Source organism: Cohnella sp. WQ 127256, from assembly GCF_024519285.1.
Taxonomy (GTDB): Bacteria; Bacillota; Bacilli; order Paenibacillales; family Paenibacillaceae; genus Cohnella.
Window position 1 is genome coordinate 533,978 of the sequence record NZ_JAMZCY010000005.1, and the last position, 26,971, is coordinate 560,948.

Genomic DNA, 26,971 nt, shown 5'->3' on the forward strand with positions numbered 1-26,971 from the left:
TTCGCTCAAAGGTACTTAGGGAGGTATTCGCTATGACGTATGATCGTACTTATTGGCGCGATGAGGTGTTCAAACGAATTACGGAGGAAGAACTAACGAAGCTCATATTGGAGCTTTGCAATATTCCGAGTCCTTACGGCTTCGAGAAGGAAGCTGGAGACTACGTCTATAACTGGATGAAGCATGAAGGCTTTGCCCCACGCAGGGTGGGCTTGTCGGAAGAGCGCTTTAATGTTGTCGGCAAGCTTAAAGGAGCTGGCGGAGGAAAGAGCTTACTGTATTCCAGTCATCTTGACACAGCTGGGCCGAGCGGCTCTTCACTAGATTCCTGGATGTATCGGGATTTAGAAAATCCCTTCTGGCATAGTGCGTGGTTGGAGAATGGAATTTTCTATGGGCAGGGTGTCGAGAACGACAAAGGTCCGATGGCTTGTTTTCTTCTGGCGGCCAAAGCGATCAAAGAAGCTGGAGTCCCCCTGCTAGGCGATCTCTATTTAACAGCGTGTCCGGGAGAGATGGGGCAAGAGCCTGTTGATGAATTTAGCGGGTTATCCTATGTCAGCAAGGAGACCGGAGCCGAATATATGATGGTTCATGGTGGAATTATGGCAGACTATGGAGTGGCAGCGGAAGGAACGGATTTTGGCATCTCCTGGGTTGAGGCAGGCAAAGCATTTTTCAAGATAACCATTCAAGGCAAGGGCATCTATACACCGGTCATTCGTCATACGACTCAATTAAATGAACATCTAAATCCGATTGTCAAAGCGGCAGCCCTAATTCCTAATTTAACGAAGTGGGCTATGGAATACGAAGAGAAATATACCCGAGTTTATCGGGGAGGTACAATTATTCCAAAGGTTCAGATTGGTGCGATTAAAGGCGGCCATCCCCATTTTATCATTGGGGGTAGCGATACTTGTACGTTGTACCTGGATTGCAGAATCCTTCCTGGAATGGTTCCGGCAGAGGTGGCGGAGCAGCTTCGTTCCGTAGTGGTCGATTCTGGCGTAGAAGCGGAAGTGGAGCTATTCCTTTTCCGTCAAGGGTATGAAGCCGACTTCCGGCAAGTTACACCCTTTGTTGATATCATTAAAGAAAGTCATCAGGGAGTATTCGCCAATGAACTGAAGATGTCCGCTCCAGTGTTCTCCAGTATGTGGCGCGACCACAGCGTGTTTAACGAATATGGAGTTCCATCCGTAACCTATGGACCCTCAAGGCAGACGCCATCTTTAGTCGAATTGATGCGTTGTGCGCAATCCTACGCATCGATTGCGCTTGACGTCTGTATGCAATCTAGAGGATGAGGTAGTCAGTCATATTCATCTAGGTTCATCAAGGAATGCAGAAACCCTGACGGGTTCCGTCAGGGTTTCATTGTCGACTGAAAATATAGAAGTTTTCATACACCGCATCGAACGGTTTTGATTCCATGAGTGTTGCGCGGTGATAGCTGGAGTACGAAAGCCTACGAGAACATCCTGTTCGCGTGTTTGGGTACATCCCCCATTTCACTTATCCTTTGCCGGACGAGATCGATACTGTTATTGTTAATGAATTGATAGAATAAGAGGTGGGGAGTGGAGGGGAATTAAGATGAACTTACAACAATTCTATGAAGGCATACAGTTGGATACACATGCCCGGCAGATTATCGATCAGTATCAAATGGATGACAGCTTATACTTAAGTTACAAACAGCATTTTTACAATGACAGACAAGCCTTTTTTGAACGTGTAAAGCAAGTTGAGGGATTTAGGCAATTATTTTTATATTTATTCGTAAAACTTTCTGTCGACGCCTACGAAGAATATCAATTACGGGGCATAGAGGATCACATCTACTTTGATACTTTTTCAGACATTCAGCTGTGGTGCATGAATTGCTTGCGAGATTTCGGTGAATATGGCATTGAGGAATGTCACTGGCTGCAGGAGCACGTTCAGCTTCGATTGTTCAAATTGGGAAGATTACAGTTTCAACCTTATGCGATTGATCGGGATGTCGAACTGAATAGTAAAAAGATATCTAAAAATCAAGTTGTCCTTAATGTTCATATTCCAGCCGGAGAACCGCTCGATCTTCAGAAGGTAGAGGAATCCTTTGATCAAGCCAGCAGATTTTTCAGAGGGATCAACCCGGTTTTTATATGCTACTCTTGGCTGCTCTACCCTAAATTATCCGATATTTTATCTTCAAGCTCTAACATTCTACGGTTTCAACACATTTTCCACGTGGATAAAGTCGATCACGACGTAAGAGACGCCGAGCGATTCATCTTTAACAAGACATTAGCCGAGCCGCAACAATACGCAGAACACACTTCTTTACAACGGAACGCGAAAGCCTATCTGATGGCGGGCAATAAGTTGGGTAACGGCTACGGCATTAAAATACTTTAATCCTTTACAGTAAGGTCATCCCTTTAAATGTTGGATGGCTCAGTGACTTCAACTATTGTGATTGAGTAAGCTCGCATTCCAACAGGAGCTCCAAATACGAAAGCCGATGAGACTTCGCTTGAACAGCGTTCATCGGCTTTATTCTTATCATTGTCCGTTCACCGCTTCGCCTTATAAAACTCATGGTAAAGCTTCATCAACGCCCTCTTTTCGATACGAGACACATAGCTCCGACTAATCCCCAGCTCTCTAGCAATCTCACGTTGTGTCCGTTCATCTCCGCCACCATCCAAGCCGAACCGCCCCCGAATGACCTCTTGCTCACGCTCATCAAGAATATCGAGATTGCGATAAATTTTACTTTTCTCGATCTTCAACTGGACTTGCTCCACGACATCGTCGGGCTCCGAGCCAAGTATATCCTGCAATGTAATTTCGTTACCTTCCTTATCCGTACCTATAGGGTCATGCAAAGAAACGTCTTTCCGTGTTTTCTTCAGTGAACGTAAATGCATGAGGATCTCATTCTCAATACATCTAGCTGCGAATGTGGCTAGCTTGGTGCCTTTACCAGTTTGGAAGCTTTCGATCGCTTTAATGAGCCCGATCGTTCCGATTGAGATGAGGTCTTCCAAATCCTCTCCAGTGTTATCGAATTTCTTGACAATATGGGCAACCAATCGCAGATTGTGCTCTATGAGCAGGTTGCGGGAAACGGGGTTACCCTCCGCTAGCCGTTGCAGATGCAGCGCCTCTTCTTCATCGGCTAATGGCTGGGGGAACGCATTGTTTTTAACATAGGAGACAAGTAGGGACAATTGCTTCAAGAACAGGGCTATCGATGTGATTAAACCAGGCACGGGAAGGCCACCTCCGTTAGTGGATTCGGCTTGCGGGAAGAGAAGCATTACCATTGTATGTGGGTATTTGCCTATCCGTGCATGTACTGCACTTTAAAGTGAAGCATTTCATGAAGCTGGCATAATCCGGCATGCGACTAAATTTAAATTGCGGTTTAGGGTAAAGAAAATGGAATAATATCCGACACAATGTGACATTTTTTACAATGTTATTCCTGTGATCATGTTATTTTTTGAGGGATGGAAAGATGTGACAATCTTCACATTTCACTCACAAAAATGAGAGTAAGATGAAGCTATTAAGATCAACTTGACATCCAAACTGCAGCGAAGGAGAAAGGGTTAAAACATGGAAAAAGACATGCAAACCATTTACCAATCCGTGTTAAGCCGTGGATTCAGCCGTCGTGATTTTCTTAAAATGTGCGCAGTGCTCACTGCTTCAATCGGATTGGACTATTCCCAGAACAGCGAAGTCGTTAAGGCTATGGAAGTTAGCAAGAGAGTACCCGTAATTTGGCTTCAATTGCAGGATTGCACGGGTTGCTCGGAATCTTTTATACGGTCCTCGCACCCTAAGATTGAAAGCGTTTTATTTAATATGATTTCACTAGAGTATACAGAAGCCTTATCTGCTGCATCGGGTCATCAGATCGAGGAAGCTAGGAAGCACGTAATCGAGAATTATCCAGGAGAATATATTCTGGCTGTTGAGGGCAGTATCCCTATGCATGATGAGTACTTAATGATTGGCGGAGTATCAGCAAAGCAAACCTTGCTCGAAACCGCGAAGCATGCGAAAGCGATCTTAGCTTATGGAAGCTGCTCCTCTTGGGGAGGCATTCCTGCTGCTTATCCTAATCCAACCGGTGCCAAGCCGATTACGGATATTATTAAGGATAAACCGATCGTTCGAGTACCTGGCTGCCCACCGATTGCGGAAGTCATGACGGGGGTTATTGCACATTTAATAACATTTGGCACAGTTCCTGAGCTCGATCATCACGGTCGACCAAAAGCGTTCTACAGACACCGTATTCATGATAAATGTAACCGCCGCGCGTTTTTCGATTCGGGGCTCTTTGTTGAGTCGTTCGACGATGAAGGAGCGAAGCAAGGCTATTGTCTATATAAGGTAGGCTGCAAAGGGCCAACGACATACAATTCCTGTGCAGAGATGCGCTGGAACGGCGGTGTTAGCTACCCTATCCAATCCGGTAATCCATGTATCGGATGTTCGGAAAGTAATTTCTGGGACAACGGTCCCTTCTATACACGAATGGCCAAAATTCCGGGAACGCAGACGACGATTAATCCTGAAGTGGTGGGAGCAGGTGTCATAGGGGCTACGGTTGCCGGTATTGCCGTGCATGCTGCCGTGACTGCGGTTATGAACAAAAAAAGCGATAAAAGCAATAAAAAAGATAAAGTCGACACAAGCGATAAAGGCGAGAGCAGAGAAGAGGACAAATAAATGGCTGAACGTATCGTAATTGATCCCGTAACTAGAATTGAAGGACATCTACGCATTGAAGCGGAAATGCACAACGGCGTCATCCAAGATGCATTCAGCTCAGGAACCGCTATACGGGGCTTGGAGCTGATCGTGCAAAATCGTGATCCGCGCGATGTATGGGCATATGTGCAAAGAATATGCGGAGTTTGTACTTCAACACATGCGCTTGCAGCCATTCGGTCTGTTGAGGATGCATTAGATATCAAAGTTCCGAGAAACGCACATTTGATTCGCGATCTAATGAATGCCGCAGTTATGCTGCATGATCATGTTGTTCATTTCTATCATCTGCATGCCTTTGATTGGGTTGATGTGCTGAATGCTCTGCAAGCTGACCCTAAACAAACGAGTACGATTGCACAGTCGATCTCGAATTGGCCTAAATCTTCACCGGGTTATTTCAAGGAAGTACAGCAAAAGGTTAAAAACATTGTGGATAGCGGACAGCTGGGTATTTTTGCGAACGGCTATTGGGGACATAAGGAATATAAGCTGCCGCCAGAAGTGAATCTGTTAGCGGTTGCTCATTATTTGGAAGCGCTGGATTGGCAGAAGGAAATCGTGAAAGTACAAACGATTTTCGGAGGTAAAAATCCGCATCCACATTACGTGGTGGGCGGAATGGCGACGCCTCTGGACATTAACAGTGACAATGGAATTCACGCTGAGCGGTTGTCTCATGTGTCACAGCTGATTGACGAAGCGATGGTTTTCGTTAACGAGGTGTATATTCCTGACGTGATGGCGATTGGCTCCTTCTACAAGGATTGGACCTATGGAGGGGGATTAAACAACTACTTAAGCTATGGTGATTTCTCAACGGGTGATATTAGAGATGTGAACCTGTACCGTATGCCTAGAGGTGTCATTCTGAATGGCGATTTAAGCAATGTAATGGATGTTAATCCGAAGGATCCTGATCAGGTGAAGGAATTTATCGACCATTCCTGGTACACGTACGACGGACAAGCTTCCGGTGGTAAGCATCCATGGGAAGGTGAAACGAACCTAAACTATACCGGACCTAAGGGCTCGTACTCAACGCTAAATACAGCAGACAAATACAGCTGGATTAAATCCCCTAGGTGGAAGGAACAGTCCATGGAGACAGGGCCGCTAGCTAGGATGATTATCGGGTATGCTGCGAAGAAACCAGAGTATATTGAATCAGTCGATAGTGCCTTAAGTAAGTTAGGACTGCCGTTCGCGGCTTTACAATCCGCCTTGGGACGTACACTTGCACGCGCTTTGGAAGCGGGTCTAGTCAGTAAATGGATGCGTGATGATATGGATTCGCTCATTCAGAACATCCGTAATGGCGATCAAGTGACCTTTAATAACTCAAAGTGGGACCCTTCCACATGGCCAGCCCAATCGAAGGGTGTCGGCTGGATCGAGGCACCTCGTGGAGCACTTGGTCATTGGATTCGCATCGAGGATGGGAAGACAAAGAACTATCAGGCTGTCGTACCGACCACATGGAATGCTTCGCCTCGTGATCACAAAAACCAGATTGGCGCGTATGAAGCGGCCTTGAAGGGGACACCGATTGCTGATCCCGAGAACCCATTAGAAATATTAAGAATCGTGCACTCGTTCGATCCTTGCCTAGCTTGCGCGGTTCATCTCACTGACTTGCACAATGATCAAATGACTGAAATTCGGATTGGATAGGAGATGCGGTAATGTCTATCCCTGTTGAGAAGAGTAAGCACGAACATCCCGAAACCCGCATAGCGGCAAAGGAAAGACGCCCCGTCCGTACTAGGGAAGATGGCAAAGCGTATATCAAAGTGTACGTATGGGAGCTACCCGTGCGTATCTTTCATTGGATCAACGCGGCGACCATCCTAGTGATGATCGTGACAGGCATCTACATCGGTAAGCCCTTTCTCGGTCCACTCGTTCATGAGGACGCCACTGCCTTCCTGATGGGGTGGGTGCGGTATATTCACTTTTTCGCGGCATTCGTATTTACGGCAAATCTCTTAGCTCGCTGGTACTGGGTATTCAAAGGGAACAAATATGCAACATCTAACCCCGCTCAAAAGGCATTCTGGGTGGAGACCTGGCAAACAGCCAAGTTCTATTTGTTCCTTCGAAATAAGAAACCGCATTATACGGGGCATAATCCACTCGCTCAATTAAGCTATTGGATCTTTATTGGGGTCGGATCGATTCTTGCCATGCTCACCGGATATTATTTATTTTTCGAACCTCAGCCTGAATCGTTATTTGGACGAATGTTCTCCTGGGTTCCGATGATTTTCGGGGATAGCTTTATGATTCGCTCCTGGCATCATTTGGTTGCATGGGGATTTATCGTGTTTATAGTCGTCCACATTTATATGGCATTTCGGGAGGATTGGATGGAGCGAAATGGAACGATGAGCTCAATCTTTACGGGATATAAATCTGAGAAGAAGTTGAAGGGTAAACAACATGATGATGAGTCTACAAAAGAATAGGATTCCCGTGCAGATCACTGTCATTGGCATCGGAAACACACTGTACAGCGATGAAGGTGTAGGCATTCACGTGCTCCCACTGCTGGAAGAACGGATGCAACACTATAAGAATGTGGAAATTATCGAAGGGGCGACGGACGGTATGCGGCTGCTTGGTCCTGTCGAAGACACCGATCATCTGATCATCCTTGATGCGATAAACGGGGGCGAGGCTCCTGGTACGATCTACAGTGTATACGATGAAGCCATTCCCGCCTTTTACGGAATTAAGATGTCTGTTCATCAAGTTGGATTTCAGGAAGTGCTCTTCGCTTCGCGGATAAGGGAGAGAGTCCCTGCGCATATGGCGATGTTCGGCGTTCAGCCAGCTAGCCTAGAATTTGGTATTGGGTTGTCTGAGACAGTCTCGTCTACGCTAGATGCCTTGGTCGATCGGATCGAAGATCAAGTACGGAAATGGACGGTTAGTGATGAATAGACGGGACTTTTTGAAAAGTGCTTTCGCTAATACGTTTAAAGAAATCATTTCTCCCCTTATTGAAAGGGATATTGAGAAGCTAGATCAAGTCGCGGAAACGTTCAGCGGCACACGTTATTACCGTATCTCCTATCCCAAAGCAGGTACCTTGTTCGATGAGGTTACGGTTCAAATGGAGCCGTTGATCGTGATGCATGGCGACAACCGTTATTATGCATTAAGTAAAAAGTGTCCGGGCTGTGGGCAGCTGCTGAATTATTTGGCTTACCAGCGTAGCTTTAAGTGTTTTTCGTGCGATCGTGAAGCTACACTGTCCTCGCCAGAATCTTTCGAATCGTTTCCGACGAAAATTGAAGACGGTCATCTGCATGTCGGCATCCCGTCCAAAGAGGTCCCTTATGCATGAACTGGCGCTGATGGGTGATATTTTGAACTTGGTTGAGAAAGACGCGAAGCAAAGAGGGTTTGATTCTGTAACCGGCATTACATTATTGGTTGGCATTCTAAGCAACGCGATGCCTGACGCTCTGGGAATGGCTTTTGACATGTACAAGGCGCAGCGAATGACGATGCTGACAGAGGATGCCGCGTTGGAAATGTTGATCGAGGAAGCGAGAGCATCCTGTCCGCATTGCCAGACCACTTATACGCCAACACATCGGATCGCGATATGTCCAGATTGTTCGCTACCAGGGGGGCAGTTAACGACTGGTCAATCGTTTCAAGTGAAGTCATACGAGGGGAGCTAAATGAAATGAATATTACGCTGAACGAGGAAGTTTTGAAAGACAACAACACGGCAGCAGCGTATAACCGTGACCATTTTCGCAATAGCGGGACACTCGTCATCAATGTAATGAGCTCTCCCGGAGCGGGCAAAACAACGCTACTAGAGGCTACAGTGAGAGAACTTTCGAATCGTTATCGGATTGGGGTAATTGAAGGCGATCTAGCAACGGAAATGGACGCGGACCGCATACGTGCAGTTGGAGCGCAGGCGGTTCAGATCAACACACATGGCGGATGTCATCTCGATGCACGAATGGTCGCCAAGACGCTGCCCGAGTTTCAAATGGATGAGTTGGATTTGCTGTTCATCGAGAATGTTGGCAACCTTGTATGTCCGTCGGGCTATGACTTAGGGCAGCATCATAAAATCGCGGTGCTCAGCATCCCGGAAGGCAACGACAAAATTCCTAAGTATCCCACCATGTTTATGCGTACCGAGCTGGTGCTGCTGAACAAGATAGATCTGCTACCTTATTTGGATTTCAGTGTTGAACAAGCGCTCAAGGATTTGGAAGCCATTCAGCCGAAATCAGCTCTAATGCCAATATCAGCCAGAACGAATGAAGGAATGGAGCAATGGTATGCATGGATCGACAACGCCTATCGGGCCATGAAGGAAGCGTAATAATCGTCGTAAAAGGAAGAGTGCAAGGTGTCGGGTTCAGGCCGTTCCTCTATTTATTAGCGGAAGAGTACCAGATTCGAGGTGGAGTGCGGAACAGCCAGGATGGTGTCGAAGTCATGGCGGAAGGCTCCGCTTCGAATTTGGACCAGTTCATCGAAGCCATTCAGAACCGTTCTCCGGGCTTAGCGAGAGTGGATGAACTCAAGGTGACTGAGGTTCCCTCGGTCGGATATGAGACATTCATGATCCTAAGCTCTGATTCGATTCGCGCAACATCGCTGTCTATTTCACCGGACATAGCGGTATGTGAGCATTGCTTGCGAGAAATGAGAAATCCAAGCAGCCGCTTTTATCGCTATCCGTTTATCAATTGTACGCAATGTGGACCTCGATACAGCATTATTCGCGATCTCCCTTATGATCGCTCATCGACTTCAATGAGTACGTTCGAATGGTGTGACGACTGTCGAATCGATTATGGTGATGTTCGGAATAGACGGTTTCACGCCCAGCCGATCGCTTGTGCGAAATGTGGACCAAAGCTGAAGCTCATTGATGGGAGCGGGAACGAACTAGCTTGTCAAAATGATGCGATTGCCCTGGCTAAGAAGCGACTCAAGGAAGGTGCCATTGTTGCTGTTAAAGGCATAGGAGGTTACCACTTGGCTTGTGATGCTCTAAGCAGTTCTGCAGTTGGTCGCATCCGGCTGCGGAAAAGACGGCTGAACCGCCCACTTGCGGTGATGGCGAGCTCGGTTACGATCTGTGAATTGATCGGCGACCTCTCAGACAAAGAGAAAGAGTTGCTGACTTCGTCGCAACGGCCTATCGTCGTTACCCGATTTTCTAATCAACTGCTCCTACCTGAAGAAATTGCACCGAATATGAGGAGCATCGGTTTGATGCTACCCTATACACCCTTACATTACATGTTGTTAGAAGACGAGGACCTACCCTTTTTAATTATGACTAGCGCGAATTCATCTGGTTTCCCCATCTTATATAAGGATGAGGAAGCTTTAACATTTCTATCGACGGTTGCGGACTATGTCCTCACACATGATAGAGAAATCGTTCATCCGATCGAGGATACCGTTGTCCAGTGGAAGGGAAATAAACTCGACTTCCTGCGTCGAGGTCGTGGCTTTGTACCGGATCCTATTGAAGCCATGGCAGAGTTGGAGGGAATCGTCGCTCTCGGCGGCCAACAGAAGAGTGTTATGGCTATGGGACGGGGGAAGGGAATAATTGTTGGCCCTCCTAACGGTGATCTAGGCTCTCTAGAGATGGAAACACACGGACAGGAGCAATACCGGCAACTGTCAGGGCTGCTTAGTGTTACCGCTGATACAATAGCTGCCGATATGCATCCGAGGTATTCATCACGAGCCTTAGTGTCCGATTCCTATCGTACTGCAGAATACGTGAGCGTGCAGCATCATCATGCGCATCATGTCTCATGCATGACTGACAACGGATTGAATGAAAGCTGCTATGGGCTGATCTTAGATGGAACCGGCTATGGGTTGGACGGCTGCATCTGGGGCTTCGAGCTGCTCTATGGAGACGGCAGTGGCTTCGAGAGGCTTGGACATTTACGATATACGCCATTACCAGGCGGAGAAGCAAGTGTGAAGCAGCCTTGGCGTAATGCTGCGGCAATGGTTATGGCTTTACTTCCGAGAAGCGGAGTAAGCAAGGTGTTTAATCGTTATCCGAACTATCGTTATGAGATCGGCTTAATCCGCGCGATGATGAAGAAGAAAGTAAATGCACCTATGGCAGGAACGTGTGGAAGATTATTTGATGCGGTTAGCTCATTGCTTGGAATATGCGACGTTTCGACTTATGAAGGGGAAGCGGCGATCTTATTATCGGAGCTCGTTTCCTTCTACGAGGGCAAAGCGCCTCGACCTTACCCGTACTCGATACGGAATGCAGGTTCTCTCCAGGAGATCAACTTTTCTCGAATGTTCAAGGAAATGCTGAGCAATATCGAGAGGGGCATTTCTGTTGAAGCTATCGCGCTGCGGTTTCATGAAACAGTGGCGGATGCGGCAGTCAGATTACTTATCTATGCACATAGAGAGAACCCCGAACGGCGTAAAGAAGTTGTGCTCTCTGGTGGAAGCTTTCATAATCGACGATTATCCGATCGGATTAGATCCAAGCTGGAAGATGCGGGCTTTAAGGCGTTTTTCCATGAGCGGGTTCCCTGTGATGATGGAGGTCTGGCACTAGGACAGCTCATTGTAGCCTCGAAGGCTTCTGCGAGAAAAAAGAAATGAAGGGAGAGAAGGTCCATGTGTGTAGGTGTACCTGCGCAAGTGATTGAGATCGACAAATATTCCGCTGTTGTAGATGTCATGGGATCGCAGATGAACATTGGCATTATCTTTGTTCCAGAAGTTCAAATCGGGCAGTTCGTAATCGTTCACGCTGGGCAAGCCTTATCTATTATAGATGAGGACTTTGCTCATGAAAGTTTGGAAGAATGGAGGCGGTTGATCGATGCTAGAGCTGCTGAAGGAGCTTCATAGCCCTAAGTTAAGCCAAGCCTTATTGGGAGAAGTCATTACGCTCGCTGATGCTTTCACTCATAAATTTAACCGTAAGCCGGTGTTTATGGAAGTTTGCGGATCACATACGATGGCGCTTGCCCGTACCGGGTTAAAGACAAGATTGAAAGGGCACCTGACTCTCGTATCCGGTCCCGGCTGTCCCGTTTGCGTGACGGATCAGAAGTCTATTGACAGTATGATCGCACTTGCAGAAGGGGACAACCGAATTATTTGCACATTCGGCGATATGATGAGGGTGCCGGGAAGCCGGAAAACCCTTATGGACGCGAAGACGGAAGGTAAAGACGTTAGGGTCGTCTATGCGCCGACGGACGCAATTGGCATCGCGGAGAAGCATCCAGATAAAGAGGTCATTTTTCTAGGAATTGGCTTCGAGACAACGATACCTATCTTAGCGGTAGTTTTGAAGGAGGCTAACGAGCGGAAGCTAACCAACTTCTCCATGTGGGTGACGACTAAGCTCATTGAGCCTATTCTTCGTTACTTGTTAGATAGCGGTGAAGTGAAGATAGACGGCTTCTTACTTCCAGGTCACGTTTCTATGATCTTAGGTACGGAGCATTATGAATATTTAGCTCAGGAGTACGGGGTAGCTGGCGTGATCAGCGGTTTTGAACCTGTGCAAATGGCTAGCAGCATCTATCACTTGCTCAAGCTCGCGCTCAACGGGGAAGCCGAGATTGTCAACGATCTTAGCAGCATCGTCGGAGCGAATGGAAATCCCGTTGCTCAGCGTTTAATGCAGACGTATTTCAACCCATGTGATGAGGAATGGCGCGGGATTGGCAGCATTCCGAACAGTGGGTTAGATATTCGCGAACAATACAATCATTTGGACGCCAAGCTCAAATTCGAAATACCAGCTATCGAGGTGCGCAAAACCAAATGTCGTTGCGGGGAAGTGATACGTGGTCTGATTTCACCACCCGAGTGCCGCTTGTTCGGTGCAGCTTGCACGCCTGTACAACCTGTTGGGCCTTGCATGGTGTCGACAGAAGGAACATGTGCTGCTCATTATGCCTATACGAGGGAGGATTAGCAATTATGAACGGCAGAATTACGCTCGCTCATGGTGACGGTGGAGAGCTGTCACACCGGTTAATTCAAGAAGTGTTTGTTGCTGCTTTCGGTGATCCTTCCGCCCCGATGATGGACGCATCAGTTCAACTCGTGCCAGTATACAAGCTTGCCGTATCTACGGACAGTTTCGTCGTGAAGCCGATCTTTTTCCCAGGTGGAAATATTGGGAAGCTATCTGTTGCCGGAACCGTGAATGATCTTATCGTTAGTGGTGCTAAGCCATTATTTTTGACTTGTGGATTCATTATTGAAGAGGGCTTTCCTTTGAAGGATTTGAATATCATCGTACAATCGATGGCAGAGGAAGCGGCTAAATCAAACGTAAATATCGTCGCTGGAGATACGAAGGTAGTCGAGAGAGGCGCTTGCGACGGAATCTATATTAATACTACTGGGATAGGCTCTCTTATCGAGAAAAGTCAACCAAAGATCTCCGGAATAACCGAAGGAGATAGCGTCATTGTCACTGGAACGATTGGTGATCATGGTATAGCAATTATTTCTGCAAGGAACGAGTTAGGCTTGCAGGCGGACGTTCAATCGGACTGTGCTTCCTTGTCAGTTATGCTTGAGGATGCGCTATCCAGCGCAACGACAATCCGCATTATGCGAGATCCGACACGTGGTGGCTTGGCAACTTCACTAGTTGAGATATGCGAGGATTTTGACATCACTCTGGAGCTGGATGAAGAGGAGATTCCTGTTCGACCGGACGTACAGGGTGCTTGTGAGCTACTTGGCTTCGAGCCCATCTATTTGGCGAATGAAGGTAAGGCTGTTATCATCGTCGGACGCGAGGAGGAAGCTAAGCTGCTGGATGTGCTTCGACGTCATCCCGAAGGAGCGAACGCTGCCGTTATCGGCCGTGTGTCCGGAACGGGTAAAGGGCAACTGCTCATTAAAACGGTATTCGGATCAACACGCAGACTTCATCGGTTGTCAGGAATACTGCTTCCGCGAATTTGTTAATGACATGACACACATCGGATAAAAGGATAAAACAACATTAGAATGATAATAGGCACGGGAAGGCTACCTCCATAGGGAGAATGCCTAACTGTGCCTATTAGAATTTTACTACAAGCTTCCTATTTTCAAAAAATACACAGGGCGGAATGATTTGTCGAATGATAATGCCCAGCAGTGGGAAATAATGAACGAACAAGCTTAGAAGTTATTTCCCCTGGAGGTGTTTTCTGTGGCAGTGAAAAGTACCGGCCGCGGATCGCGAGCATACAAGCCTGTATCTATGTCGTCTAAAGAGTATCAAGCATTTGCCAAATCGCGAGAGCCTTCGCGTTCCGTATGGACCAATTGTCTCAAGGCCTTCTTAGTAGGAGGTATCATTTGCGCTATTGGTCAGGGGGTTACGCAATTTTTCGTGGCCGTGTTTCATATGACCTCCAAAGAAGCCGGAAATCCGACCGTTGCGATTATGATTTTACTTGCTGTCATTCTGACTAGCTTAGGTGTGTATGACAAGATCGCTCAGTGGGCGGGGGCTGGAAGCGCCGTTCCGGTAACTGGATTCGCCAATTCCATGTGTTCCGCAGCGATCGAGCATCGCAGTGAAGGCTTGGTGCTGGGGGTCGGAGGAAATATGTTCAAGCTAGCCGGCTCAGTTATCGTATTTGGTGTTGTAGCTGCATTCGTTGTGGGGATTATCTACTGGGTATTCGGGATCGGGGCATGGCATGATATTACAGGGTAAGCGAACGTGGGTTTATGACAATCCTCCGGTTATCATCGGAACAGGAACAGTCGTAGGTCCGGATGAAGGTCAAGGCCCGCTTGCTTCCGAGTTTGATTTGGTTCATCCAGACTTGGAAGTCGGTCAATCGACCTGGGAAAAATCCGAAAAGGTGCTGCTTGAGCAAGCTTCTGATATCGCATTGCAGCATGCGAAGCTTACGAAGGATCAGCTTAACTTCTACGTCGGCGGAGATTTGATGAACCAAATTGTGAGTAATTCATTTGCCGCCCGCACATTAGGTGCTCCTTACATCGGGGTGTTCGGAGCTTGCTCCACTTCGATGGAATCACTCGCTATCGCTTCACTAATTGTAGGCTCTGGTGCTGGAGAGTATGTGATGGCGGGCACGTGCAGTCATAATTGTACGGCGGAGAAGCAATTTCGCTATCCGACGGAATACGGTTCGCAGAAGCCTCCAACTGCCCAATATACGGTTACGGGTGCGGGAGCCTCCGTTGTTAGTCGAGAGGGAAAGGGACCTATTGTGACCGCATCCACGATGGGCAAGATTATGGATCTTGGTATTAAAGACCCATTTAATATGGGAGCAGCTATGGCGCCAGCGGCGGTTGATACGATCCAAGGCCATCTTGAGGATACAGGAAGAGAGCCTGGCTATTATGATCTTATTGTTACTGGGGACTTGGCGGGCGTTGGGCATCCGATCGCGACAGAGATGTTGCGAAGAAATGGCGTACCGATCGAGCAGACACAGTTTGCTGACTGTGGGCTCATGATCTATGACGTGAGTAAGCAGAAAGTACAAGCCGGGGGAAGCGGATGTGCATGCTCAGCAGTCGTAACTTATGGTCATTTACTCAAAAAGATACAAAGCGGACAATTACGACGAATTCTCGTTGTGGCAACAGGAGCATTGCTCAGTCCATTATCATACCAACAGGGTGAAAGTATCCCGTGTGTGGCCCATGCAGTTGCCATAGAAGCACAAAATTCAGGGAAATAAAGGGGGGGTCAGCATGATGGCTTATGTATGGGCATTTGTTGTTGGAGGTGCGATCTGTGTGGTAGGGCAACTCTTATTCGATGTAGTGAAGCTTACTCCAGCACATACGATGTCATTGTTAGTCGTTATCGGGGCAGTGTTGGATGCTGTTGGCTGGTATGATCCGCTTGTAGATTTCGCGGGGGCGGGGGCTACGGTTCCTATAACTAGCTTTGGCAATGCTCTCGTGCATGGTGCTTTGACAGAGCTACAAACAGACGGATGGATAGGAGTTATTACAGGCATATTTAGCGTAACGAGCGCAGGAATTTCAGCGGCGATCGTATTCTCCTTTCTAGCTGCCTTAGTTGTTCGCCCTAAGGGTTAATTACCTGATGGGTAATATTCTAGAACTGCGAACAGCCAGACCCGATCGGGTTTGGCTGTTTCTCTATTGTTTTTTGGAAAAAACTAAAATTTACGATCGCATCCAAATTCCGGTATAATGATAGGAGGACTATATAAAAACATAAACATCAAAGTAGATTCCATAGGAGGAACGGGAATGGATCATCATGCCGCGATGCAACTACTAGATCAAATAAGACACAATATGGAATCGTGTATTTACGGGAAAAAGGAAGAAATCGCATTAATGCTTACAGCAATGCTTGCAGGTGGACATGTACTCATTGAAGATGTACCTGGTACGGGTAAAACACAAATGGTAAAGGCACTGGCCCTATCGATTGGCGGCGTGTTCCATCGCATTCAATGTAATCCGGATTTATTACCTACAGATATTACAGGAGTATCGATTTACCATCCTAAGCTGGAACAGTTCGTATTTAGACCAGGTCCAGTTATGGCCAATCTATTACTCGCTGATGAGATTAATCGTGCGACAACGAAGACACAATCCGCTCTATTAGAGGCTATGGAAGAGAGAAGAGTTTCCGTAGACGGAGAAACTCACATTCTCCCTCACCCATTTATGTTGTTCGCCACGCAAAACCCGATAGAATTTGAAGGAACATATAGCTTGCCTGAAGCACAATTGGATCGTTTTTTGATGAAAATTAAATTGGGTTATCCGGATGAAATATCCGAGAAGCGACTCATTTTGGAGCCTGGAGCAAGTCGATCTGCTGAATCGTTAAAGGCGGTTGCAACTGTGGAGGATGTCGCCCAAATGCAACGATTAGCTGAAAACATTCATCTGGAAACGACTGTAGCAGACTACTTAATCGGTTTGATACGCGGTACACGTCAGCATTCTTCTATCTTACTTGGAGCGAGTCCGCGTGCGGCTGTTGCACTCGCTTCTGCAGCGAAAGCTTTTGCTTTCCTTAACCACCGCGCCTTTGTATTACCGGATGATGTGAAAGCGATGGCTCCACTTGTTCTTGGTCATAGGCTTCATTTACGTTCCGAAGCTCGGATGCAGGGAGTCACGACTGTGCAAATCCTGCAGGACGTATTGCGTCTTCTTCCGGTGCCCGTAGGGATGGAGCGATAATCATGTCGCGACTGCATTTCCCACGTGCCTGGTGGTTAAGCGCAATATTGTACATTACAGCTTTTTGTTACTTGTTGTTTCAAGGCGGAAAAACTTCACTCATGCTCTTCGCGATTCTTAATGTGCTGGGAATCTATTTAATGCTAGGCCGATGGAGTGGGATCGGAGGCGTTCAGGGCATTCGATTAGCTGAAACAGGAGAAGGGAAATCGACTTTTCTGACCGCAGGAATGAGATTGCAGGTTAAGCTGCGGATGCAAATTCCTGGGTTCTGGCCACTACCTTATATTATTGTTAGAGAAAAGCTTGTTCGTTCAACCGGAGGAGAAGCTCAGCTCTATGAAATGTCCTTCGTACCGGATTATCGACGCAGAGGCGAGGTTCATTTCGAGACCGCGCCTCTGCGGAGAGGCAGATATCATTTTCAGAAAACCGATTGCTCGACAAGAGATATTTTTGGATTGTTCGAGCATCGGGGCTCTTTTGCGGAACCGCTCCACATTCAGGTGTTGCCTCGTACTGTGGCACTTCGAGATTGGCGGTTGTTCAGACGTTCACAGCGGGGAGTTTTCCAGCATACCTTTACTTCACTTTGGGCAAGAGAAACAACGCAAATTGATGGGGTTAGGGAATATATTCATGGGGATCGACTTTCCCGGATTCATTGGAACGCAACAGCAAAGACTGGACATTGGAAATCGAAGGAATTCGAAAGAGAAGCTCTACCGCGTGTCGTATTCGTCCTAGACCGTAATGCCTCTTCCTATGCAACGACAGAGCAGTTTGAGCTGGCCATATCAGTGGCAGCATCCCTACTTGAATTAACGATTGCTAAGGGAATGCCTATTGGGTTTGTGTCTTCAGGTCAAGCCTCTTACTGGTACGGAGAAGGAAGATCACATGTTTCCAGAGATGAAGTTCTTCAGCATCTAGTTGATGTCGAAGCGGATGGTACTGAGCCTATGAGCGAGATACTCTGTCAAGTAGCGGAACGGTATGAACAAGGTATTCACATCGTCATGATCGGTTCTTCTACAGATAATCAACTGGTTGTGGCTATGAATAATCTCGAAAGTAAGCGCATGGTCCCTAGTGTTATTCATATTGCGGACAAACATCTTTCCGCAGAGGAGACGCTAAAGCTACGGAATTGGCAAATCATGTGTCAGTCCAAGCAATGGGAGTTTTGCTCGGTATCTCAATTGGATAAATTACCACAGGCCTTGGGGGTGGTAACAGGATGAAGATGAACATACCGGGACACTTTTGGCGTAGCCTAATTCTGGAGCGTATTCATAAGCTTCTGGTGATCTTTATCGTCCTTCAGTTAATTCAATGCTTTTCCGATTATTGGTGGGATGAAACCTATAGCATTGTATACGGGGTATTAACGGTTACTGCGATCACTGAATTGTTTATCTCACGGAAGCTCTGGCTACGGATCGGGCTACAGCTCCTTTCCATGATTGCAATGATTCGTTGGAATATTCCTATGGAATGGACAGGTTGGCCGGAAAGCTGGCGGAGCTGGGACAATGTACGTAGCTTCCTATCCTTTCACGCTGAGCAATTTCATCCTTTCGTTGCATTGGTGTTAGGTGTGTTACTAACTGTTCATGTGCTGGCTTGGTTTGGCTCGAAGCGCGTAGGAGCGATAGTTGTAATTGTGCTTTCAATTGCAACGATGGCTACGGTCGATTCCTTCTTCCCGCTTGAGCTGTGGCACAACATCGCTTGGGTGGTTACTGTTGGATTAGCTTGGCTTGTTGTCCTTCATTTAAGGCAGCTGCAGATACGTCACCCGGATAGCTGGGAGGCATTAGCGGAACGCCCACTAGATATTGTATTTCCTGCTATCCTCATCATTACAGTCGTACTTCTAGCTGGTATTTTCATGCCAAGAGCACCTGTTATCCTGGAGGATCCTTATACGATCTGGACGGAAGCGCAGGGACGTGAGGTGCCTGTATTCTCGGGAGAAGGTGGCGTGCAGAAGGTTAGTGTTTCTAGCAGCAAGGGCTCATCGCTGTCCGGTTATAGCAGGGATGATCGAAAAATTGGCGGTGGCTTTCAATTCGATTATTCTCCGGTGATGACCATTACCACCTCCATGCGTAGTTATTGGCGGGGAGAGACAAAATCTATCTACACAGGCAAAGGCTGGGGAGATACTAAAGGTCCCGAATTGGTCTCTGTGGCACTTGGCAATAAAGCCGCTGATCTTGAAATTGATCCCCCTCTCGCCGAAGGGGTAAAAACAGTCGAAGTCGTACAAACCGTAACCGTCGTAAGAAAAGATAAGCTATCCGTGCTCTTCGCTGCGGGCCCCCCGACATCTGTGTCCGAGCTCAAAAGCGTCAATGACAGCGGTTTGAAATGGAACAAAAAAGAGTGGGAGCTGCGCTTAAACAAACCCGCTCGAGTAGAATCGTATTCAGTTGTGTCAAAGGTTGCTTTACTTGATGAGCAAGCACTACGTGAGTTGCCTTCGCCAAATAAGAGTAGTATCGATCTCACTCCTTATTTACAATTGCCTGACAGCTTGCCTGAACGTGTTCGCGAGCTGGCTAAGGAACAAACGATTGGAATAACGAATGATTACGATCGTGCAAAGAAGCTTGAGCAATATCTTAAATCTACGTTCCCTTACACGAATACTCCGGATCTATCCAAGCAGACGAATGCAACAAAAGGAGATTTTGTGGATGCTTTCCTGTTTGAAATACAAGAAGGCTACTGCGATTATTTCTCTACATCGTTTGTTGTGATGGCGCGTTCGTTAGGGTTGCCAACAAGATGGGTTAAGGGCTATTCGACAGGATTTGATCCTGCTTCAATTGAGAGGGCTCGCTTTAACGGCCGTCCAGATGAACCAGATCCAACTGGAGCGGGTACGTATACTGTACGTAATGCAGATGCTCATTCCTGGGCTGAGGTGTATTTCGAAGGCTATGGTTGGATGCCTTTCGAACCGACCTCTGGCTTTTCTGTACCGCAGCCTACGCCGGAAGGCGAAGTTATACAGCCTGATGTAGATATTGCTGCTAATGGCACTCCTGATGAGGAGATTACAACACCAACTAGTAACAATTGGACTGTCCCAGTCGTCACTATCGGTATTGTTCTTATTCTTGCAGTCTTATTATTTATCGCCTATCGGAGTAGAGGTGTTCATCAGCTATGGAGTCGGTTTCGAAACCGTGGCAATACACCTAATCAGAGGGTTGTACGTGAGATGGAAAGTTTATTATCTTTCCTCCGTCGTCAAGGGTTGCGTAGAGAAGCGAATGAGACGATGAGAGAAACCTTTACTCGCTGGAGCGCCAAGTTTTCCTCATTGAGAACCGAATTTGATGGCGCATTGACGACTTTCGAGCAAGCCCGTTACGGTCACGATAGTGGGAACAGTCAGCTTCTGCATGATTTTAACGAAGCAGCGGCTAAAATTCGCAAAGCATTATAGTTGAATTTAGGCGTTCTGTCAGCAGGTTGCATGTGCCTCCGTCCAAAGGGCGGAGGCATATGTTTTACTTGGGACGCTGGGGTATGGTATATTTTGAGGAAGATTAGCCGCTAATAGACAGGAGTTTTTTATTAAGATGTTCAAGCGTTTGCTTCCTGATCAACTTGTGAATACCGTATTTGATATTGATTTGGACGAGTTGAAGGCCCGAGGAGTCCGAGGTATCATAACGGATCTTGACAATACTTTAGTGAGTGCGCATACCCCGCTTGCCACCCCGCAGCTCATTGCGTGGCTGGATTTAGTAGAAGAACGGGGATTTAAGGTTGTCATTCTTTCCAATAACAATAAGACACGCGTGGGTCATTTTGCTGAGCCACTTGGCTTAACGTTTATACCTGCCGCACGCAAACCAGCAGGGGCTGCCTTTCACCGTGCGCTAAAGCTTATGGAGCTTACGCCAGAGCAAGCTGTCGTTGTGGGCGATCAGATGCTAACGGATGTATTAGGAGGACGTCGTGCTGGATTGCATACGATTTTGGTGACGCCTATTGCTCCACATGAGGAAGGTTGGGCGACGCAAATCAACAGGAGAATTGAGAAAATAGCCTTAGCTCGGCTTCGTAAAAAAGGGCTTTGGCCGGATAAGGGAGAACGCTAACATGACACAAGAGCAAATTAAGCCTCTTCGTTGTGCAGGATGCGGGATTCCGCTGCAGAACGAAGATCAGAATACACCGGGTTTCGTGCCCGCTGCTTCATTAGAAAAGGACCATGCGGTTTGTCAGCGTTGCTTCCGGATCAAAAATTACAGTGAAGCTTCCTCTGTTACCGTAGACCAGGATGAATTTTTGAAATTGCTTGGTGGAATTGCATCGACAGATAGTCTTGTCGTTCATATCGTCGATTTATTTGATTTTCAAGGCAGCTTAATTTCTGGCTTACAGCGTTTTGTCGGGAATAATCCGGTGCTTCTAGTCGTAAATAAGATCGACCTGCTCCCGCCGGTAACCAATTGGAATCGACTGCGGAACTGGGTGCAGAAGCAGGCACGTGAAGATGGACTTAAAGTAGTTGACGTCGTCCTGTGTAGCGCACGACGTAACATTGGGTTTGATCGTGTTGTTGAAGCTATAAATACGTACCGTCAGAATAAGGATGTATACGTAGTTGGAGCAACAAATGTAGGCAAGAGCACATTGATCAATCGGTTGATTTCGGATTATAGCGATTTGAAGCGTGAGCTCACGGTATCTCGTTACCCTGGAACGACTTTGGATGCTGTGCATATTCCTCTAGATGATGGCAAGAGCATTATCGATACACCAGGAATCGTATACGCATGGAGAATGTCGGAAATTATTCCGCGTAAGGACTTAACTGCGCTGCTTCCGGACAAACCTCTTAAGCCTTTAACTTATCAATTGAATGAAAAGCAAACGCTGTTTATCGGAGCCTTAGCTCGCTTGGATTTCTTAGAAGGAGAGCGCCAGTCCTTTACAGTGAATGTCTCCAGTGGTTTGACCGTTCATCGGACGAAGCTGGAGCGAGCGGACGAGCTTTACGAGCAGCATCGTGGGGTCATGTTAAGTCCTCCTAGCCAGGAGGATCTGGAAACATTCCCGGCTTGGACGAAGCATCGCCTAAGAATTCCTCCAAATTCGAAGCAAGATATATTCATCTCGGGACTCGGATGGATTCAGACGAATGGCAAGACGGGTGCAACTGTAGATGTACACGCACCACGTGGGATTAAAGTGATGCTAAGGGAAAGCATCCTGTAATCAGCAACCTTGTCGGGGAAGGAGGAAAGCTCTTAATGGATAGTCATACCTTAATGTTCGGGGTCATAGGCGACCCCATTCGTCATTCCAAATCCCCGGTTATGTTAAATCGGGCATTTCGGGAATCGGGTATAAACGGAGCCTATGCAGCATTTCATGTTACTCCAGATCAATTGCAGCAAGCCATTGCGGGAGTGCGTGGCTTGGGGTTCAGAGGATTAAACGTAACGATTCCGCACAAGATTGAAGTGATGGCGTTTCTTGATGAAATCAGCGATGGAGCGAAAGCTGCCGGAGCAGTCAATACGATTGTCAACGATAATGGGCGTCTCATCGGATATAATACAGACGGCATCGGATACGTCCGCTCCTTAAAGGAAGAGGCTGAGCCGAATCTGAATGGCAAAACCATCGTCGTACTTGGCGCTGGCGGCGCAGCGAGGGGCATCTTATGGGCTTTGGCACAAGAAAGTCCGGCAGCGATTCTGGTTGCTAATCGGACAGAATCTAAAGCCTCAGAGCTCGCTGCATCATTCTCACCTGATTATCGAATCTCAGCCATTCCTTGGAGTAATCTTCAAGAGGCATGTTCAACCGCGGATGTCGTCATTAATACAACGTCCGTGGGCATGTCTCCGAATGTAGCTGATCTACCACTTGATCCTTCTTGGCTCAAGCCTGGATCGGTAGCAAGCGACTTGATCTATAACCCGCTTAAGACCGCCTTCCTTCAGCAAGCCGAGCAACTCGGCTGTCGTATCCATGGCGGACTAGGTATGTTCATCTACCAAGGCGCTTACGCCTTTGAATATTGGACCGGCAAACCCGCCCCAGTATCCGCTATGCGTGAGGTTGTCTTGGCGTCGTTTAGCACTATATAAAGAGACAGAAACTTAGATGTTGAACTCATTGAGATTCTGAAAGGGGTGAAGGAAAAGGGATTGGCACGGAGAGTTTACGACCGCCTTTAAAATCGAGTTGTTACCACATAATAAATTCAAAAACAACTCGATTTTAACAGCGGCGGAGTGCCAACCCTTTTCTGCAACCCCGGTTTAGAGAACCTGAGGATCAATGCTATTTTCACAATAGAAAGCAGGAAAATAAATGTTAACAGGAAAACAAAAACGTCATCTCAGAGCACTAGCGCACCACTTAAACCCGATTTTCCAAGTCGGCAAAGGCGGTACTAACGACCACCTGGTTCGTCATATCGAAGAAGCCATCGAAGTACGCGAGCTCATTAAAATATCAGTACTGACGAACTGCTCAGATGATCCGCGTGAAATCGGCGCTGAGATTGCTGAGAAGTCCGGTTGCGAGCTCGTACAAGTTATTGGTAAAACGATTGTCCTTTACAAGGAATCCAAAGACCACAAGGAAATTGTGCTTCCCCGCAAATGACGAACGGAAGGCGGAAGCTTATGCGTAGAATCGGATTGCTCGGAGGAACCTTCGATCCCGTCCATAATGGTCACTTGATGGCCGCTCAAGCAGCACTTGAGGCTGCGAAGTTAGAGGAGGTCTGGTTTATCCCGACCCAATCGCCTCCACACAAGGCCCAGCCTAGTGCGGACAGCAGCTTGCGAGTCCAAATGCTTGAATTGGCCATTCATGGGAATCCTGCATTCCGGGTCGAGGATATCGAGCTACAGCGCGTGGGAACCTCTTATACGATTGAGACGGTAACTACCTTGCAGGAACAATACCCGGATGTGATGTTCTACTGGATAGTAGGTTCTGATATGGTAAAGGATCTGTCAAATTGGCGGAAAATCGATGAGCTTGCGGAGCGTGTGTCTTTTATCGGCTTAGAGAGACCCGGTCAACCCGCTGACAATTCCTTGCTGCCTTCTTTTATTAGACGTAAGCTACTAGGGGCTATGATGCCTGCAATGGGTATCTCATCTTCTGATATTAGGCGAAGGTTGAAAGAGGGACGCTCAATCCGATATATGCTTCCGGATTCGGTTATTGATTTCATTCAAAGGAATGATTTATATGAATCTTGAAAATTTAAGGGAAGCAACTCGCCAACAAATGCCGGAGAAGAGATGGAAGCACACCTTAGGGGTTGTGGAAACAGCCATTAAACTGGCAAAGCACTTCGACGGAGATGCGAATAAGGCTGAGCTTGCGGCATTATTGCACGATTACTCCAAAGCATGGGCGATCGATCGGATGGACGTTATCATTCGGGAGCAACAATTGCCGCAAGAGCTACTGGTATATGATAAGGAACTATGGCATGCGCATGTTGGCGCATGGGCTGTACAGTCGGAGCATGGGATAACGGATGAAGAGGTTCTAGATGCGATTCGCTATCATACCTCTGGACGTGAAAATATGACGAAGCTGGACAAAATCGTTTGTTTAGCGGATTATATAGAGCCGGGCAGAGATTTCCCTGGTGTGAGTAAAATCCGCGAACTCGCTAAACATAATGTGGAAGAAGCATTGATCGCCGCCTTTGATTCGACCATCGAATTGCTAATGGCGAGAGGTAAACGCATTTTTCCATTAACCGTACTGGCTCGGAATGATCTCATTGTTCAACTTAAACAATCGAAATAAATAGATAACGGAGGCTGAGACATGGCAGGAAGTTCAGAACAATTGTTGAAAGCGGTACTCGGTGCTGCTGAAGAGAAGAAAGCGCATGATGTCGTCGCTTTGAATTTGCAAGGAATATCACTTATCGCAGATTATTTCGTGATTTGTCACGGGAATTCGGATACTCAAGTATTGTCGATCGCTACTGAAATCCGCAAAAGTGCGGAGTTAATGGGTAAAAAGGTTCGGTTAGAAGGCATGGATACAGCTCGTTGGGTGCTTGTAGATATGGGCGATGTAGTTGCTCATGTATTCCATCGCGACGAGAGAGAGTATTATCATCTGGAACGTCTATGGTCCGATGCAAAGGCAGTTGAAACAGTATGAATTTAACGGCTGGAACCTTACAGCATTTGTGGGTTCGCAGAGAGGTATCACCTTATGGCTGGTTCCTCGGTTTCGGGGCGGAAGGCGAACCAGAAGTACATCTCCCATATGGAGAAGTCGTCGGAAACAAGCCTGAGATCAATACAGAAATCGAAGTGTTCCTGTTCCATGATGATAAGGAGCGGATCACGGCTACCTTACGCAAGCCATTACTAGTGTTAGGCGAGATGGCCAAGCTTAAGGTGGCGGATTTCCATCCGAATTTCGGTTTCTTTTTGGAGATGGGCATTGGACGCCAGCTTTTGTTGCCGTTGAAGCAGTTTCCACCGGATCGCAGACAAGTTTGGCCGCAAAAAGGCGATGAGCTGTTCGTCGTGATGAAACAAGACAAAGAGGGCCGTATGCTTGCTCGTCTTGCCAAGATCGATGATTTCGAACCACAAATTTTCCGTGCGCCAACTTCTTGGCTGAATGAAACAAAAGAAGGCTGGGTAACGGATGTCTATCGTGACGGCGTATTTACGTTAGTTGATGGTGGAGTGATCGGTTTAGGCGCTTTAGGATATATTCATGATGGCTCGATGACTCATCCCTTGCGAATCGGTCAGAAGTTTAGTGGTCGTGTCACGCAGGTTCGTGATGACGGCCGAGTATCGTTAAGTATTCGGGCGAGCAAAGAGGTCGGCCGGGTAGAGGACGCGGATCGCATTCTTGATTTTCTCAAGGAACGTCCAGGCGGCTCGATGCCTTATTCGGATAAGACGAGCGCGGACGATATCCAGCGACGTTTTCAATTAAGTAAAGCTGCGTTTAAGAGAGCGCTTGGTAAGCTGATGAAGGATGGGCTTATCGTTCAGAAGGGCAATTGGACGCATTTGGCTTCGGCTGAAGAGGGATCTGAGGAAAACTCCGAGAGCAATAACTGATACAGAGTGGGGAGACTACCATGCGTACTTACCGGCAGTTCGCTGCCGTATATGACCGCTTGATGGAAGAAATGCCGTATTCGGATTGGATGAGCTTTGCTCGTCGATGCTGGGATAAGTACGGCATACCTAAGACGGTCGTGGATCTCGGCTGTGGAACCGGTAATCTAACGATTCCGCTCGCCCGTTCAGGCTTTAGTGTATTCGGAATCGATATTTCCTCGGAGATGCTATCCGTGGCTCGCAACAAGTGGGACGAACCTCCTTCTCGCATCGGGCATCGGGATGAGCCGGGAACGATCCGTTGGCTGCAGCAGGATATGAGGGACTGGGAGCTTCCGCATCCAGCGGACTCGGTGATCAGCTTCTGCGATTGCTTGAATTACTTGACGGAGCCGCAAGATGTAACGGCTACGATTCGCCAAACCTTCGAGGGATTGGCACCCGGTGGTCTGTTCCTATTTGACGTCCATTCTCCTAGGCAATTAGAGAGATACGCTGAGGAGCAGCCATTCGTCTACGACGAGAAGGACGTTGCTTACTTGTGGACAAGTGAGTATGACCCAGATCGCTTGGAAATCGAGCACTCTTTAACTTTCTTCATCCAGGAGGAGTCGGCATCTCAAGGCGGCGGTGCGTTGTACAGTCGGTTTGAGGAGTCACATGTTCAGAGAGCCTATGATCCTGATTGGATTACGGAGCAACTGAAGGCGGCTGGATTTGAATTGCTTCATCTTGTTGCCGATTTTACTTGGGATCAACCAAATGAGGAATCGGAGAGATTGTTCTTTGTTTGTCGTAAGCAAGTGTTATTGGAATCATAGGATTGGGATGATGCT

At 47.4% G+C, this 26,971-nt stretch carries 29 protein-coding genes; 28 read left to right on the forward strand and 1 reads right to left on the reverse strand.

The genetic code is table 11. From position 1 onward, the window contains the following. Positions 1-32: 32 nt before the first annotated feature. Complete coding sequence (locus M1K58_RS17420; protein WP_256760114.1) at positions 33-1,310, forward strand: M20/M25/M40 family metallo-hydrolase; 1,278 nt, start codon at positions 33-35, stop codon at positions 1,308-1,310. 289 nt (positions 1,311-1,599) lie between these two features. Then, a complete protein-coding gene (locus M1K58_RS17425) occupies positions 1,600-2,406 on the forward strand; it encodes an acyltransferase domain-containing protein (RefSeq protein WP_256760115.1) in 807 nt (268 codons plus the stop codon). A 158-nt stretch (positions 2,407-2,564) separates the two neighbouring features. On the opposite strand, the gene sigK is transcribed toward M1K58_RS17425, so the two are convergent. After that, positions 2,565-3,266 (reverse strand): RNA polymerase sporulation sigma factor SigK, encoded by a 702-nt coding sequence (gene sigK / locus M1K58_RS17430; RefSeq protein WP_256760116.1) that lies wholly within the window; start codon positions 3,264-3,266, stop codon positions 2,565-2,567. Between the two features lie 349 nt (positions 3,267-3,615). On the opposite strand from sigK, the gene M1K58_RS17435 reads away from it, so the two are divergent. From M1K58_RS17435 to M1K58_RS17560, 26 genes are all read left to right on the forward strand, one after another. Next, positions 3,616-4,740 (forward strand): hydrogenase small subunit, encoded by a 1,125-nt coding sequence (locus M1K58_RS17435; protein ID WP_256760117.1) that lies wholly within the window; start codon positions 3,616-3,618, stop codon positions 4,738-4,740. Next, positions 4,741-6,456, forward strand: coding sequence for a nickel-dependent hydrogenase large subunit (locus tag M1K58_RS17440; RefSeq protein WP_256760118.1), 1,716 nt, complete (start codon positions 4,741-4,743; stop codon positions 6,454-6,456). It begins immediately after the preceding gene. An 11-nt stretch (positions 6,457-6,467) separates the two neighbouring features. Continuing rightward, complete coding sequence (gene cybH, locus M1K58_RS17445; protein ID WP_256760119.1) at positions 6,468-7,250, forward strand: Ni/Fe-hydrogenase, b-type cytochrome subunit; 783 nt, start codon at positions 6,468-6,470, stop codon at positions 7,248-7,250. Further along, positions 7,231-7,728 carry a HyaD/HybD family hydrogenase maturation endopeptidase gene (locus tag M1K58_RS17450; protein WP_256760339.1) on the forward strand — a complete coding sequence of 166 codons (498 nt, stop codon included), beginning with the start codon at positions 7,231-7,233 and terminating at the stop codon, positions 7,726-7,728. Before cybH ends, M1K58_RS17450 begins: the two co-directional genes overlap by 20 nt. After that, positions 7,721-8,134 carry a transposase gene (locus tag M1K58_RS17455; protein ID WP_256760120.1) on the forward strand — a complete coding sequence of 138 codons (414 nt, stop codon included), beginning with the start codon at positions 7,721-7,723 and terminating at the stop codon, positions 8,132-8,134. Before M1K58_RS17450 ends, M1K58_RS17455 begins: the two co-directional genes overlap by 8 nt. Then, the gene (locus M1K58_RS17460) at positions 8,127-8,477 is read left to right on the forward strand and encodes a hydrogenase maturation nickel metallochaperone HypA/HybF (RefSeq protein WP_256760121.1); all 351 of its coding nucleotides are present in this window, start codon (positions 8,127-8,129) and stop codon (positions 8,475-8,477) included. Before M1K58_RS17455 ends, M1K58_RS17460 begins: the two co-directional genes overlap by 8 nt. Positions 8,478-8,482: 5 nt before the next feature. Continuing rightward, positions 8,483-9,142, forward strand: a complete 660-nt coding sequence (gene hypB / locus M1K58_RS17465) for a hydrogenase nickel incorporation protein HypB (RefSeq protein ID WP_256760122.1) — start codon at positions 8,483-8,485, stop codon at positions 9,140-9,142. Then, the gene (hypF, locus tag M1K58_RS17470) at positions 9,103-11,430 is read left to right on the forward strand and encodes a carbamoyltransferase HypF (protein ID WP_256760123.1); all 2,328 of its coding nucleotides are present in this window, start codon (positions 9,103-9,105) and stop codon (positions 11,428-11,430) included. The genes hypB and hypF overlap by 40 nt, the downstream gene beginning before the upstream one ends. 15 nt (positions 11,431-11,445) lie before the next feature. Further along, complete coding sequence (locus M1K58_RS17475) at positions 11,446-11,682, forward strand: HypC/HybG/HupF family hydrogenase formation chaperone (protein WP_256760124.1); 237 nt, start codon at positions 11,446-11,448, stop codon at positions 11,680-11,682. Further along, the gene (gene hypD, locus M1K58_RS17480) at positions 11,654-12,763 is read left to right on the forward strand and encodes a hydrogenase formation protein HypD (RefSeq protein WP_256760125.1); all 1,110 of its coding nucleotides are present in this window, start codon (positions 11,654-11,656) and stop codon (positions 12,761-12,763) included. Before M1K58_RS17475 ends, hypD begins: the two co-directional genes overlap by 29 nt. A gap of 5 nt (positions 12,764-12,768) precedes the next feature. Further along, positions 12,769-13,773: a hydrogenase expression/formation protein HypE gene (gene hypE, locus M1K58_RS17485; protein ID WP_256760126.1), complete on the forward strand. Its 1,005-nt coding sequence runs from the start codon at positions 12,769-12,771 to the stop codon at positions 13,771-13,773. A gap of 280 nt (positions 13,774-14,053) precedes the next feature. After that, entirely contained in the window at positions 14,054-14,515 is a 462-nt protein-coding gene (gene spoVAC / locus M1K58_RS17490) for a stage V sporulation protein AC (RefSeq protein WP_256760340.1), read from the forward strand. Next, a complete protein-coding gene (gene spoVAD, locus M1K58_RS17495) occupies positions 14,502-15,521 on the forward strand; it encodes a stage V sporulation protein AD (protein ID WP_256760341.1) in 1,020 nt (339 codons plus the stop codon). Before spoVAC ends, spoVAD begins: the two co-directional genes overlap by 14 nt. Positions 15,522-15,537: 16 nt before the next feature. Then, positions 15,538-15,888 (forward strand): stage V sporulation protein AE, encoded by a 351-nt coding sequence (spoVAE, locus tag M1K58_RS17500; protein ID WP_256760342.1) that lies wholly within the window; start codon positions 15,538-15,540, stop codon positions 15,886-15,888. A 177-nt stretch (positions 15,889-16,065) separates the two neighbouring features. Then, positions 16,066-17,019: an AAA family ATPase gene (locus M1K58_RS17505; protein WP_256760127.1), complete on the forward strand. Its 954-nt coding sequence runs from the start codon at positions 16,066-16,068 to the stop codon at positions 17,017-17,019. A 2-nt stretch (positions 17,020-17,021) separates the two neighbouring features. Next, entirely contained in the window at positions 17,022-18,263 is a 1,242-nt protein-coding gene (locus M1K58_RS17510) for a DUF58 domain-containing protein (RefSeq protein ID WP_256760128.1), read from the forward strand. Continuing rightward, positions 18,260-20,482 (forward strand): DUF4129 domain-containing transglutaminase family protein, encoded by a 2,223-nt coding sequence (locus tag M1K58_RS17515; RefSeq protein ID WP_256760129.1) that lies wholly within the window; start codon positions 18,260-18,262, stop codon positions 20,480-20,482. Before M1K58_RS17510 ends, M1K58_RS17515 begins: the two co-directional genes overlap by 4 nt. 136 nt (positions 20,483-20,618) lie before the next feature. Beyond that, complete coding sequence (locus tag M1K58_RS17520; RefSeq protein ID WP_256760130.1) at positions 20,619-21,143, forward strand: YqeG family HAD IIIA-type phosphatase; 525 nt, start codon at positions 20,619-20,621, stop codon at positions 21,141-21,143. 1 nt (position 21,144) lies between these two features. Further along, on the forward strand, positions 21,145-22,266 hold the full coding sequence (yqeH, locus tag M1K58_RS17525) for a ribosome biogenesis GTPase YqeH (RefSeq protein WP_256760131.1): 1,122 nt from the start codon (positions 21,145-21,147) through the stop codon (positions 22,264-22,266). A gap of 35 nt (positions 22,267-22,301) precedes the next feature. Beyond that, on the forward strand, positions 22,302-23,147 hold the full coding sequence (aroE, locus tag M1K58_RS17530; RefSeq protein WP_256760132.1) for a shikimate dehydrogenase: 846 nt from the start codon (positions 22,302-22,304) through the stop codon (positions 23,145-23,147). 226 nt (positions 23,148-23,373) lie between these two features. Further along, a complete protein-coding gene (yhbY, locus tag M1K58_RS17535; protein ID WP_256760133.1) occupies positions 23,374-23,670 on the forward strand; it encodes a ribosome assembly RNA-binding protein YhbY in 297 nt (98 codons plus the stop codon). A 20-nt stretch (positions 23,671-23,690) separates the two neighbouring features. Then, a complete protein-coding gene (locus tag M1K58_RS17540) occupies positions 23,691-24,278 on the forward strand; it encodes a nicotinate-nucleotide adenylyltransferase (RefSeq protein WP_256760134.1) in 588 nt (195 codons plus the stop codon). Next, the gene (yqeK, locus tag M1K58_RS17545; RefSeq protein ID WP_256760135.1) at positions 24,268-24,840 is read left to right on the forward strand and encodes a bis(5'-nucleosyl)-tetraphosphatase (symmetrical) YqeK; all 573 of its coding nucleotides are present in this window, start codon (positions 24,268-24,270) and stop codon (positions 24,838-24,840) included. Before M1K58_RS17540 ends, yqeK begins: the two co-directional genes overlap by 11 nt. 21 nt (positions 24,841-24,861) lie before the next feature. Further along, positions 24,862-25,206, forward strand: coding sequence for a ribosome silencing factor (gene rsfS, locus M1K58_RS17550; protein ID WP_256760136.1), 345 nt, complete (start codon positions 24,862-24,864; stop codon positions 25,204-25,206). Next, the gene (locus tag M1K58_RS17555) at positions 25,203-26,132 is read left to right on the forward strand and encodes a CvfB family protein (RefSeq protein ID WP_256760137.1); all 930 of its coding nucleotides are present in this window, start codon (positions 25,203-25,205) and stop codon (positions 26,130-26,132) included. The genes rsfS and M1K58_RS17555 overlap by 4 nt, the downstream gene beginning before the upstream one ends. 20 nt (positions 26,133-26,152) lie before the next feature. Further along, entirely contained in the window at positions 26,153-26,956 is an 804-nt protein-coding gene (locus M1K58_RS17560) for a class I SAM-dependent DNA methyltransferase (RefSeq protein WP_256760138.1), read from the forward strand. Positions 26,957-26,971: the final 15 nt, after the last annotated feature.

Excerpts from the sequence above, each read along its gene's own strand:
- spoVAC (WP_256760340.1), top strand. The coding sequence starts at position 14,054 with ATGTCGTCTAAAGAGTATCAAGCATTTGCCAAATCGCGAGAGCCTTCG.
- yqeH (WP_256760131.1), top strand. The coding sequence starts at position 21,145 with ATGACACAAGAGCAAATTAAGCCTCTTCGTTGTGCAGGATGCGGGATT.
- M1K58_RS17515 (WP_256760129.1), top strand. The coding sequence starts at position 18,260 with ATGAAGATGAACATACCGGGACACTTTTGGCGTAGCCTAATTCTGGAG.
- hypD (WP_256760125.1), top strand. The coding sequence starts at position 11,654 with ATGCTAGAGCTGCTGAAGGAGCTTCATAGCCCTAAGTTAAGCCAAGCC.
- hypF (WP_256760123.1), top strand. The coding sequence starts at position 9,103 with ATGGATCGACAACGCCTATCGGGCCATGAAGGAAGCGTAATAATCGTC.
- rsfS (WP_256760136.1), top strand. The coding sequence starts at position 24,862 with ATGGCAGGAAGTTCAGAACAATTGTTGAAAGCGGTACTCGGTGCTGCT.
- aroE (WP_256760132.1), top strand. The coding sequence starts at position 22,302 with ATGGATAGTCATACCTTAATGTTCGGGGTCATAGGCGACCCCATTCGT.
- M1K58_RS17560 (WP_256760138.1), top strand. The coding sequence starts at position 26,153 with ATGCGTACTTACCGGCAGTTCGCTGCCGTATATGACCGCTTGATGGAA.
- cybH (WP_256760119.1), top strand. The coding sequence starts at position 6,468 with ATGTCTATCCCTGTTGAGAAGAGTAAGCACGAACATCCCGAAACCCGC.
- M1K58_RS17435 (WP_256760117.1), top strand. The coding sequence starts at position 3,616 with ATGGAAAAAGACATGCAAACCATTTACCAATCCGTGTTAAGCCGTGGA.
- M1K58_RS17450 (WP_256760339.1), top strand. The coding sequence starts at position 7,231 with ATGAGTCTACAAAAGAATAGGATTCCCGTGCAGATCACTGTCATTGGC.
- M1K58_RS17440 (WP_256760118.1), top strand. The coding sequence starts at position 4,741 with ATGGCTGAACGTATCGTAATTGATCCCGTAACTAGAATTGAAGGACAT.
- M1K58_RS17455 (WP_256760120.1), top strand. The coding sequence starts at position 7,721 with ATGAATAGACGGGACTTTTTGAAAAGTGCTTTCGCTAATACGTTTAAA.
- M1K58_RS17555 (WP_256760137.1), top strand. The coding sequence starts at position 25,203 with ATGAATTTAACGGCTGGAACCTTACAGCATTTGTGGGTTCGCAGAGAG.
- M1K58_RS17505 (WP_256760127.1), top strand. The coding sequence starts at position 16,066 with ATGGATCATCATGCCGCGATGCAACTACTAGATCAAATAAGACACAAT.
- spoVAE (WP_256760342.1), top strand. The coding sequence starts at position 15,538 with ATGGCTTATGTATGGGCATTTGTTGTTGGAGGTGCGATCTGTGTGGTA.
- M1K58_RS17420 (WP_256760114.1), top strand. The coding sequence starts at position 33 with ATGACGTATGATCGTACTTATTGGCGCGATGAGGTGTTCAAACGAATT.
- hypB (WP_256760122.1), top strand. The coding sequence starts at position 8,483 with ATGAATATTACGCTGAACGAGGAAGTTTTGAAAGACAACAACACGGCA.
- M1K58_RS17540 (WP_256760134.1), top strand. The coding sequence starts at position 23,691 with ATGCGTAGAATCGGATTGCTCGGAGGAACCTTCGATCCCGTCCATAAT.
- hypE (WP_256760126.1), top strand. The coding sequence starts at position 12,769 with ATGAACGGCAGAATTACGCTCGCTCATGGTGACGGTGGAGAGCTGTCA.
- M1K58_RS17460 (WP_256760121.1), top strand. The coding sequence starts at position 8,127 with ATGCATGAACTGGCGCTGATGGGTGATATTTTGAACTTGGTTGAGAAA.
- yqeK (WP_256760135.1), top strand. The coding sequence starts at position 24,268 with ATGAATCTTGAAAATTTAAGGGAAGCAACTCGCCAACAAATGCCGGAG.
- M1K58_RS17475 (WP_256760124.1), top strand. The coding sequence starts at position 11,446 with ATGTGTGTAGGTGTACCTGCGCAAGTGATTGAGATCGACAAATATTCC.
- M1K58_RS17510 (WP_256760128.1), top strand. The coding sequence starts at position 17,022 with ATGTCGCGACTGCATTTCCCACGTGCCTGGTGGTTAAGCGCAATATTG.
- yhbY (WP_256760133.1), top strand. The coding sequence starts at position 23,374 with ATGTTAACAGGAAAACAAAAACGTCATCTCAGAGCACTAGCGCACCAC.
- M1K58_RS17520 (WP_256760130.1), top strand. The coding sequence starts at position 20,619 with ATGTTCAAGCGTTTGCTTCCTGATCAACTTGTGAATACCGTATTTGAT.
- M1K58_RS17425 (WP_256760115.1), top strand. The coding sequence starts at position 1,600 with ATGAACTTACAACAATTCTATGAAGGCATACAGTTGGATACACATGCC.